Source organism: Ligilactobacillus murinus DSM 20452 = NBRC 14221 (assembly GCF_001591685.1).
Classification (GTDB): domain Bacteria; phylum Bacillota; class Bacilli; order Lactobacillales; family Lactobacillaceae; genus Ligilactobacillus; species Ligilactobacillus murinus.
The window spans coordinates 26,608-35,593 of record NZ_BCVJ01000018.1 but is presented as its reverse complement, the minus strand read 5'-3'; the positions used below and the strand labels follow the sequence as shown (position 1 = coordinate 35,593).

At 36.8% G+C, this 8,986-nt stretch carries 11 protein-coding genes and 1 pseudogene; all 12 read left to right on the top strand.

Annotation, left to right across the window (positions count from 1 at the left end):
• Positions 1-71 precede the first annotated feature (71 nt).
• Positions 72-1,187 carry an MFS transporter gene (locus LMU01S_RS05035; protein ID WP_061773556.1) on the top strand — a complete coding sequence of 372 codons (1,116 nt, stop codon included), beginning with the start codon at positions 72-74 and terminating at the stop codon, positions 1,185-1,187.
• A gap of 136 nt (positions 1,188-1,323) precedes the next feature.
• Positions 1,324-2,382 (top strand): FRG domain-containing protein, encoded by a 1,059-nt coding sequence (locus LMU01S_RS05030; RefSeq protein ID WP_056958794.1) that lies wholly within the window; start codon positions 1,324-1,326, stop codon positions 2,380-2,382.
• Between the two features lie 41 nt (positions 2,383-2,423).
• The gene (locus LMU01S_RS05025) at positions 2,424-3,047 is read left to right on the top strand and encodes a serine aminopeptidase domain-containing protein (RefSeq protein ID WP_056958792.1); all 624 of its coding nucleotides are present in this window, start codon (positions 2,424-2,426) and stop codon (positions 3,045-3,047) included.
• A 101-nt stretch (positions 3,048-3,148) separates the two neighbouring features.
• Positions 3,149-4,402, top strand: a complete 1,254-nt coding sequence (locus LMU01S_RS05020) for an RNA-guided endonuclease InsQ/TnpB family protein (RefSeq protein WP_056958790.1) — start codon at positions 3,149-3,151, stop codon at positions 4,400-4,402.
• Positions 4,403-4,590: 188 nt separating this feature from the next.
• Entirely contained in the window at positions 4,591-4,818 is a 228-nt protein-coding gene (locus LMU01S_RS10265) for a serine aminopeptidase domain-containing protein (RefSeq protein ID WP_082613048.1), read from the top strand.
• A gap of 113 nt (positions 4,819-4,931) precedes the next feature.
• Positions 4,932-6,140, top strand: coding sequence for an AAA family ATPase (locus LMU01S_RS05015; RefSeq protein ID WP_056958788.1), 1,209 nt, complete (start codon positions 4,932-4,934; stop codon positions 6,138-6,140).
• A 57-nt stretch (positions 6,141-6,197) separates the two neighbouring features.
• Positions 6,198-6,506, top strand: a pseudogene (locus LMU01S_RS05010) (RloB domain-containing protein); the annotation flags it as partial.
• 71 nt (positions 6,507-6,577) lie between these two features.
• Complete coding sequence (locus LMU01S_RS05005) at positions 6,578-7,096, top strand: ClbS/DfsB family four-helix bundle protein (RefSeq protein WP_056958785.1); 519 nt, start codon at positions 6,578-6,580, stop codon at positions 7,094-7,096.
• Positions 7,097-7,131: 35 nt separating this feature from the next.
• Positions 7,132-7,641: a DinB family protein gene (locus tag LMU01S_RS05000; RefSeq protein ID WP_056958782.1), complete on the top strand. Its 510-nt coding sequence runs from the start codon at positions 7,132-7,134 to the stop codon at positions 7,639-7,641.
• Between the two features lie 130 nt (positions 7,642-7,771).
• Positions 7,772-8,269, top strand: coding sequence for a hypothetical protein (locus LMU01S_RS04995; protein WP_056958781.1), 498 nt, complete (start codon positions 7,772-7,774; stop codon positions 8,267-8,269).
• Positions 8,269-8,763 carry a hypothetical protein gene (locus LMU01S_RS04990; protein WP_056958778.1) on the top strand — a complete coding sequence of 165 codons (495 nt, stop codon included), beginning with the start codon at positions 8,269-8,271 and terminating at the stop codon, positions 8,761-8,763. Before LMU01S_RS04995 ends, LMU01S_RS04990 begins: the two co-directional genes overlap by 1 nt.
• Positions 8,760-8,951, top strand: coding sequence for a helix-turn-helix transcriptional regulator (locus LMU01S_RS04985; protein ID WP_004049360.1), 192 nt, complete (start codon positions 8,760-8,762; stop codon positions 8,949-8,951). Before LMU01S_RS04990 ends, LMU01S_RS04985 begins: the two co-directional genes overlap by 4 nt.
• Positions 8,952-8,986 lie beyond the last annotated feature (35 nt).

The window sequence follows — 8,986 nt, the reverse complement described above, 5'->3', positions numbered from 1 at the left end:
CAAACTGCGTGACTAAAGAATTTAGGTGACTGATTGCTTCACAGATCGTAGCGGATCTAGCCGATTACTCGTTGGAAGTCTTGATCATTGCAAATATTTATCTTACCTCAAAGTCAGTGGTCTCTAGTTCGATCATTCCACTTTTGATGAGTGGAACATCGTTTATCTCGACTTTGCTCGTACCATTAGTAAGTAAAAGATTTGCATTGAATAAGATCATGTTATTTTCACAAGCTAGTAAAACGGGATTGTTGCTGATCTTGACTGTGGCCTTATATCTATGGCCAAGGTTATCGCTGTTAGGAGTCTGTGTTTTGATGATCTTGATCACACTACTAGATGGCTTTGAAGGGCCAGTCACTGCTGCGATGATAGTTCATTACACGACTGACTTGATCAAAGCAAATGCCATTTCATCGGTTTGTTTTCAAACGATCGATATCCTAGGTTGGGTTTATGGTGGTGTCCTTTTCTCGATCCTTGGATTGTATCGTTCATTACTGATCACGATCATTTTATTTGGAATAGCTACTTGGATGACAAGTTTGTTGCCGCGAGTGGCCTTTGATGAGTTAAAGAATGAAACTGATCGCCAAACACTGATAAAAGGCTGGAAACTACTTTTAAAAAATCCAATATTATATACTTTGGTCGGGATCGAATTTTTTGAAGAGTTTGCTAATTTGATCTGGGTCTCAACGATCATCTTAGTCTTTGTTTCGGAACGATTACATGAGAGTACTAGATATTGGGGCTATGCTAATATGACTTACTCAGTGGGGATCACTTTAGGTGGGTTATTAGTATTTAAGATCTCCGAGAAATTGCTCGAACGTAAAGTTTACAGTATGATGACTTCGCTTGTTTTGACGGCTTCGTTGATCTTAGTGATCTTAGTTATCCCTAATTCGATGGCCTTTTTGACCTGTTCAGTTTTGATCGGGATAGTATCTCAATTAAAAGAAATTCCAGAAATAACTATATTACAAGAAAATATTCCTGAAAACCAGATGGTAAATATCAGCTCAGCTTTTGAGATAATTTCAGTGATAAGGTTTGGAATGTTACTTTTAGTGATGAGTTTTATCACGCAAAAATTTGGGATCACGGTCTCCTTCTTACTAGCTACCATCAGTTTATTGATCGAGGCGGGGTTGATCTTCAAATATAAAAAGTATTTTGCATAATGAATACAAAAAACGGGTTGCACAAGTACTTGTGGAGCTCGTTTTTTTAAGGAGTATTAAATATAAATTTTATGTTAAAATTAATGCTATACGGTTATTGTGAAAGATTATATAATTTGATAAATGAGGAATGGTTATGGTAGATAGTAATAAACCAAAAAAACTTGCAACTGTGAATACTATATTGAAAAACATATTTCTACATAGCGAAAATTCTTCAAAAGAAGTAGATGAAGAACTTTTTTTTAGAGGTGAAAGTTGTCCCTACGGTTTTAGATTACCATCGTTGTATCGAGAGGAAAAGCTTGTTAGGCGTGGGAGTGAATATTATTACCGTACATTACTTAATGAACTAGGTAGAGATGATTATACTGAGAATACATCACTAGTTAGGATGATATCTGAGTTACAACATTATGGCGCTAAAACACGAATGCTAGATATAACTAAAAGTCCTTTGGTTGCATTATACTTTGCAGTTGAGAAAGATGATGACAAGCCTGGTTTTATTCACATATATGGAGTAGAGAGGATGAAAGAAAAATTCGATACAGGACATACAGTAGCAATTAAGTCTGCTTTGAATTTTATGCCTCAAGATATAATTGATGATTTTTTAATTGTATGTCATAGAATTGAAAAGAAATTAGACAATGGGAATATAGAAATTTTAGGTGGAGTACCAATTATAGAAATGAGAGAAAAAATCAATAATTATATTAGAGACGAGGAAGGAGAGAAAGCGTTTAATAAGTTGAACAATTTTATGAATTTATTAAATCAACGAGCACGTACACGTGAAAAATTAGTATATCCCTTTAAAATATATAAAGACTTAATTAGCTCACAAATAGTTCTCCCTTCAAAAACTACTGAACGCATCAGGCAACAGCAAGGCGCGTTTATTTATCCTAGCGTTGTTAGTACCAAGCGAAGTGATGGTGTATCAAAAGAGTATGTGGAAATACAACAAGAGATCTCTGGATCAATTGATGAGTTTGCGACTGAATTACACACAAATAAGGAAGATAAGAAGACTGGGGGAACTTTGAGTTTTTCCGTTATTCAAATAGATGGTAAACGCAAGGAAAAAATAAGGAAGCAACTTGAATTATTAGGAATTACATCAGGTTATATGTATCCTGATATCGAGCATCAGTCTAGGGCATTGATTGATAAGTTAAATGTCATGTAACTATAATTTGTATTTGACATACAGCTTTTGGGGAAATCGTGATGACAGAAGTAAGAATGTGGAATTTTGGCGAACGAAATAATCATGCAGTTATGTGGACGATCCCGCATCCCAAAGCGGTTTTACAGATCGTTCATGGGATGATCGAACATATCGAACGCTATGATGAGTTTGCGCGTTTTGCCAATCAAGCAGGTTATTTGGTTGTGGGCCACGATCATGTCGGGCATGGAAATACAGTGGTAGAGCCAGCTGATTATGGGCACTTTCCTAAAGACTGGCAGACCTTAGTGGCTGATGTGCATACTTTGCAGGTTGAAGTGAAGCAAAAATATCCCAATATTCCATATATCATCATGGGAACGGGACAGCAACTCCGATTGCAGACTTGGACTGCAATCGGTCTGACAAGGATCTTGCGTGCTATCCATGGTGAAAAATATCGCAGTAAATTCCTAGAACAGATGAGTACGGGGATGTTCAATCGCTCCTTTTCACCTAATCGGACCAAGGCTGATTGGCTTTCGCGAGATGAGGCTGAAGTTGATAAATATTTAGCGCATGAGCATCATAAGTTTACACCGACTTTAAATATGTACCATTCATTATTTACCTTTTCAATGAAAATTGGCGGGAATCTCCCTACTTTAGTGGGGGAGGGATAGCTGTTCTAATAAGCCCTATGGGCTTATTTTTTGGGACTTTTTTCGCACATGACGTATTTTCATGATATTCTTAGTATGTAAAAATAAGGGGGTGAAAAATAATGAAGAAAATGAAAGACCTTAGTTACCACTACGGACTTAAGATGCGTATCTACCCATCAACACAACAAAAGCAATTAATCAAAATCAATTCCGATATTTCTAGAACAGTCTACAATAAGCTGATAGCAATTGACCGAGAGTTGTATCAACTTAATCGGGTTAAATTACCACTTGATGTCGTTACTAATCGCATCGATGAATTGAAAAAGCGTAAAAATCCTAAGAACTTATCCAATCATTTTAAGTATATGGATAACAAACTTCTTGATAGACAAGTGATTTCTACTGCTAAACAAACCTACCAAAATGCGTGGAATATGTACAAGAAAGTCCACACCGCTGGTACACCTAAGTTTCATAAAAAAGGTTATGTTGAAAAGTATCAAACAAGCGCACACTATGGCAAAAAAGCAGAAATGAACGTTTTTGATGCTACTGGAGTTAAGTTTCTTGATATGCAACACATCCAGTTACCTAAGTTGGGTAGAATCAGAATTAGTGGTTCTCACCGTAGATTGTTAGACCGTAAGCAAGATATTAAAATCGGTACGGTAACTATTTCTAAGACCATTGATGATAAATACTTCGTATCAATGCAGTTGGGTTCAGATACTCCGTTTGTCGCCAAGAAAAGGACTACCGGTTTTCAAGTTGGTGTTGACCTTAATACCGAAAACTTCCTAACGAGTAGTAATGGCGATCAAATAGCTAATCCAAGGTACTATCGGACTATCAAGGGTAAACTAGCTAAGGCACAACGTAAGTTGTCAAGACGACAATTAAGAGCCAAAAAAGATGGACGCAATCTTAGAAATGCTAAGAATTATCAAAAACAGCGCTTGGTGGTAGCTAAGTTACAAGCTAGAGTAAGACGACAACGTAATAATTTCCTGCATAAGGTGTCTACTGCACTTATCAATAACCACGATTTGGTAGTAGCTGAAAACTTACGTGGTAAAAATATGTTGAAAAATCATGCTTTAGCAATGTCAATTTCTGATGTCGGCTGGCGCACGTTCTTACAAATGATGGAATATAAAGCCAGTTTATATGGACGTACATTTATAACAGTTGATCCTAAGAATACAACTCAAATATGTTCTGATTGTGGCTTTATTATGGGCAAGGATGGAAGTAGTAAGCTAACTTTAGCAGACCGTAAATGGACTTGCCCTAACTGTCATAAGCATCACATCAGAGATTGGAATGCAGCTAAAAATATCTTAGCTAAAGGATTAGCAAAAGTAGCCTAAGTTAGGCTCGTCCCTATGGCAACTTGGGGACGTAAAAGGTATTGGTAATTAGCGTGTAAGACGTATTATCTTTGATAGTACGCTGTGCTGTATCTATGCAAATTGTAGCAAGAAACCGTAAGGTTTTACCCTACAAGCCCCAGTCTTTAGACTGGGGTGGTTGACACTATGCGACTAGTCCTAAATGGATCAAGCAGATCCCCCATACCTTACCACTGTTACTGATCTCGGGTGCCACAGATCCGGTTGGAGGAGCAGGTAAGGGGGTAGAGCGTTTCTATGCACTCTTACAGCGTGAAGGTTTTAGCGATGTGACTTTAAAACTTTATCCAGAGGCAAGACATGAGATCTTAAATGAGTTGAATAAAGTTGAGGTGATGCGTGAGCTGGTCGCTTGGATGGATGATAAGATCTAGTTACAGATAGTTCAGTGAAACGGCTCCGAATGATCTAGCTTTGAAAAGAGTATATTGTTTATAAAAAAACGAAAAAACGTTATAATTGGTATAACTAAAAAGGTGGTGGCAATATGTTAGTTGATTTTAAGGTCACTAATTTTAAATCTTTCAAAGATACTAATGAATTTTCCATGGAGAAGGGGAAGTATCTGCGAAAATATAAAAATAATATTTTGACATTTGGTAAAACCAAGTTATTGAAGTTAGCGATTTTGTTTGGCGGAAATGCTAATGGTAAAACGAATTTGTTAGATGCTTTAAGATTGCTTCGTTTCTTAGTTTTAACGCCGACCACGAGTGAAAATGAGGCCTTACCGACGAATACATTCGGCTATAATTCTGATGCTACTCAATTATCTGTTTCGTTTATTAAAGCGCAAAAATACTTTGAATATCAGTTGATCTATGATCAAGCAAAATTTCAGTTTGAAAAATTGAAAGTAAACAATAGTGTTATTTTTGAACGGCAAGGACAAGAATTCATTACTTTGCCTAAGCAACTTAGCGGCTTGCAAAGAAATATCAGAAAAAATCAAAATTTACTGTTCTTTGCCCAAGAAAATAATTTGGATGAAGCGAAGTTGGCCTATACTTGGTTTTTAGAAGATCTGGTCTTTGTTAATTCAGATCAAGTACCAAATATTTTATTTAAAGCGTTATTGGAACCAAACTTTAAGAATAAATTTTTGAAATTTCTCAAAGCAGCGGATTTTAATATTGTTGATGTTGAGGTCAAAGAGCGTAGAGTTTTAAAGCCTAAAGTTCAAATCGACTTTAATGGAGAGATGCTTATGCCCAAAAATGAGGAGACTTATGCAACAATATATGATGTATATACTACACACCACTCCAAAGATAAGGATTTTCAAGTGCATTTTAACAATGAAAGTACAGGAACCAAAGCGTTTATGTTTTTAGCATTGTATATTTTGCGTAATGAAAATGCTGGCAAAGTACTCTTGATCGATGAGTTTGATCGCTCTTTTCATCTTGAATTAGCTGAGGCGTTATTGGATATTTTTACGCATGAAAAGCAACTGAATCAATTTATCTTGACGACCCATGAACTCTCATTGATGGATCACAAGTTGCGGCAAGATCAGATATGGTTTGCTGAAAAAAATGAGTATGGCGAGACCGATCTCTTTTCAATTTACGATTTTGATGACATATCCTTGAGTCGTGGAGATTTTGGCTACAAAAAACGTTATCTGGAAGGGAGGTTTGGTGGCACACAGATCGTTGATCATTCAGCTTTACTAGAAGTTTTGGGAGAATAAGATGGCGAGAAATAAAAAAGTAGAAAAGAAAAACGCGATGAATTTACTGTAGAAGAGTTAGATACAATGTTTAGTAAAGCAATGAAGGAAAAATTTGTGATCGGTTTTTCCAATATTACTTTTGAAGTATGGCTTTTGGCACATTTCGAGTTCATGACTTCACATTTGATCTCCAAGCAAGGTTTAAAGGATAAGCTAAGTAGATATTTGCAGGCAGAATATATAAAAGCTAATTCAGACCAGCTAGAAAAGATCATTGAACATCTAGATGTGGCATTAAAAAATTCAGCTCCAATTTCAAAAGTTGATTTTTATGGTCAATCAACTAATATTGATGCGATGATCATGAAAATAAAGCAAGGTTGAGAATAGCAGAAACTGTGGGCAAGCTTTACGTGTCAGCTCAAGGGAAAAAACTTAAAAGGAGAGTTTAAACGATGAGAAGTTATCATGACAAAGCTGAATTAAAAGCTGAGATCCAAAAAACATATGCTAAGTATATTGCAGAATTTACCGAGATCCCCGAGGCATTAAAAGATGAGCGCTGTGATGAAGTAGATCGTACGCCCGCAGAAAATCTAGCTTATCAAGTAGGGTGGACGACATTATTATTGCAGTGGGAAGCGGATGAAAGACAGGGTAAGTCAGTAAAAACGCCCACTGAGAACTATAAGTGGAATCAATTAGGGGAACTTTACCAATATTTTTCTGTAACCTATGCTCCATTGTCACTAGCAGAATTGAAAAAAAGATTAGACCAAAACATTCAGGCCATATATCAGATGCTTGATGAACTGAGTGAAGCTGAAGTATTTGAACCACATATGCGAAAATGGGCGGATAACTCAACTAAAACAGCAGTCTGGGAAGTCTATAAGTTTATTCATGTTAATACCGTGGCACCTTTTACGACTTTTAGAACTAAGATCAGAAAATGGAAACGTTTGATGCTGTAGTCGCCAAAAAAGATTTAAGAATGTGAGGAAATATTATGCAGACAGTAGGGATGTTAGTTGATGCACTTAACCGGGCGGAAGAGCGCTTTTTAGAAACGATCGCACAAATGAATGTTGAACAATTGAACACGATGCCAGCGGATCTGATCAAATCGGTCACGTGGTTGACTTGGCATACAGCTAAGATGATCGATCAACAATTATCGGAATTAGCTGGAAAAGAACCGCTCTATACCAGTCAGGGTTGGGTGCAAAAGTTTGATTTAGATCTACCTTTAGACACACAGGATTGGATCCATACACCAGAACAAGCACGTAAAGTTCAAGTGGAGGATAAAGAATTATTAGTTGATTATTTCCAAGCGGCGGTCGCTTTTGGACGGGATTATCTATCGAAACTGGACCTGACAACATTAGATGAGATCATTGATGAAAGTTGGGAACCCCCAGTTACACGAGCAGTGCGGATCATCTCAACGCTAGATGATGCTAGTATGCATTCAGGACAAGCAGTATATACTAGACGATTAGTTTTAGGTAAATAAGATATAGAGTGTCAGTGATGGCACTCTTTTTTTATGCTTTATGCCATTTACAGATTATTTTTGTAAAATATAGTTGACATTATTGATGATTTAAATTACTATTAGGGTGTAGAAAAAGGAGGGATACACCATGTTAGGAAGTTTATTTGTAATTTTATTTTTTGCGGTGGTAGGACTAGTGCTATTTTTACAAAAAGATGATGGGTATGATGAACGGCAAACAGTGATCATGGATCGTGGGGGCCGTTATGGATTGCTAACAGTTTTGCTTTTGAATGCTGCCTTTTACATTTTTAGTGTCTTTGATAGTTTTCCAGAACTTTCAGTGAGGTTTACATCTACAATGAGTATTTGGAGTGGTATATTAGTAGCCTCACTTTATGCAATTTGGAATCACGCATATTTTTCACTCAAATCTGAAAAAACTAATGGTTTTGCAGTCGTAATGCTCATAATGGGAATTCCTAATTTATTGATTGGGGTAGTCGATCTTTTAGGGCTTTGGGGAGGAAGTCCTGATCTTACAAAAGGTGTTAGCTTTTTGATCTTTGGTATCAGTTGTTTTTGCATTGCGCTAACGATCATGTTGCGTAATCATCTCGATAGTAATGAAGAAGGTGATCTATAATGTTTTTAGCTACAGTAGTTGTCTTTGTTGTAGCCCTTTCATTTGGCTTTTTGATACTGATGAATAAAGTCGAAGGTGAACGTGATGAACGCCAAACACAGGTGGTAGATCGGGCCTACAAATATGCTTTTGTTACAATTATGTTTTTAAATGCTGTTGTATACTTTTGGGAAAAGGTCGGGAATATCCAGCTTTTATCGAGTGAAGATCTAGCCGCGTTGAGCATTTGGCTTGGGACTTTGGTGTTTGCACCATATACTATTTGGCAGCATGCTTATTTCCCTGTTAAAGTCAAAAAAAGCTCTTCAATGGGCTGGTTATTTGCTGGACTAGGGCTTTTGGAATTGTTGCCGGTAACTTGGGACTATTTTGAAAGTTCAAAAGTAGATCAGCAAGATATTTACTTAGTATTTCTGGGTATTTTGTTGCTCATCACAGGAAGCACGATCCTCTTGCGTAACTACCTAGATCGTAAGGAAGATGAAGGCAGATGAAGAATTTAAAGTTAAAAGCAGCTCGTGCGGGAAAAGACCTTTCACAGCAAGCTTTAGCCGATCGTGTCGGTGTTTCACGCCAAACGATCTCGGCCATTGAAAAAGGCGACTATAACCCCACGATCAACCTTTGTATCAGTATTTGTAAAGAACTTGATGTAACATTAAATGACTTATTTTGGAAATAAAAAACTTCTGAGATCAAACGGTCTCAGAAGTTTTT

What these genes read in the sequence shown, in the direction of transcription:
- LMU01S_RS05030 (WP_056958794.1), top strand. Translation starts at nt 1,324, where the DNA reads ATGGTAGATAGTAATAAACCAAAAAAACTTGCAACTGTGAATACTATA.
- LMU01S_RS05005 (WP_056958785.1), top strand. Translation starts at nt 6,578, where the DNA reads ATGAGAAGTTATCATGACAAAGCTGAATTAAAAGCTGAGATCCAAAAA.
- LMU01S_RS04985 (WP_004049360.1), top strand. Translation starts at nt 8,760, where the DNA reads ATGAAGAATTTAAAGTTAAAAGCAGCTCGTGCGGGAAAAGACCTTTCA.
- LMU01S_RS05015 (WP_056958788.1), top strand. Translation starts at nt 4,932, where the DNA reads ATGTTAGTTGATTTTAAGGTCACTAATTTTAAATCTTTCAAAGATACT.
- LMU01S_RS04995 (WP_056958781.1), top strand. Translation starts at nt 7,772, where the DNA reads ATGTTAGGAAGTTTATTTGTAATTTTATTTTTTGCGGTGGTAGGACTA.
- LMU01S_RS05025 (WP_056958792.1), top strand. Translation starts at nt 2,424, where the DNA reads ATGACAGAAGTAAGAATGTGGAATTTTGGCGAACGAAATAATCATGCA.
- LMU01S_RS04990 (WP_056958778.1), top strand. Translation starts at nt 8,269, where the DNA reads ATGTTTTTAGCTACAGTAGTTGTCTTTGTTGTAGCCCTTTCATTTGGC.
- LMU01S_RS05020 (WP_056958790.1), top strand. Translation starts at nt 3,149, where the DNA reads ATGAAGAAAATGAAAGACCTTAGTTACCACTACGGACTTAAGATGCGT.
- LMU01S_RS05000 (WP_056958782.1), top strand. Translation starts at nt 7,132, where the DNA reads ATGCAGACAGTAGGGATGTTAGTTGATGCACTTAACCGGGCGGAAGAG.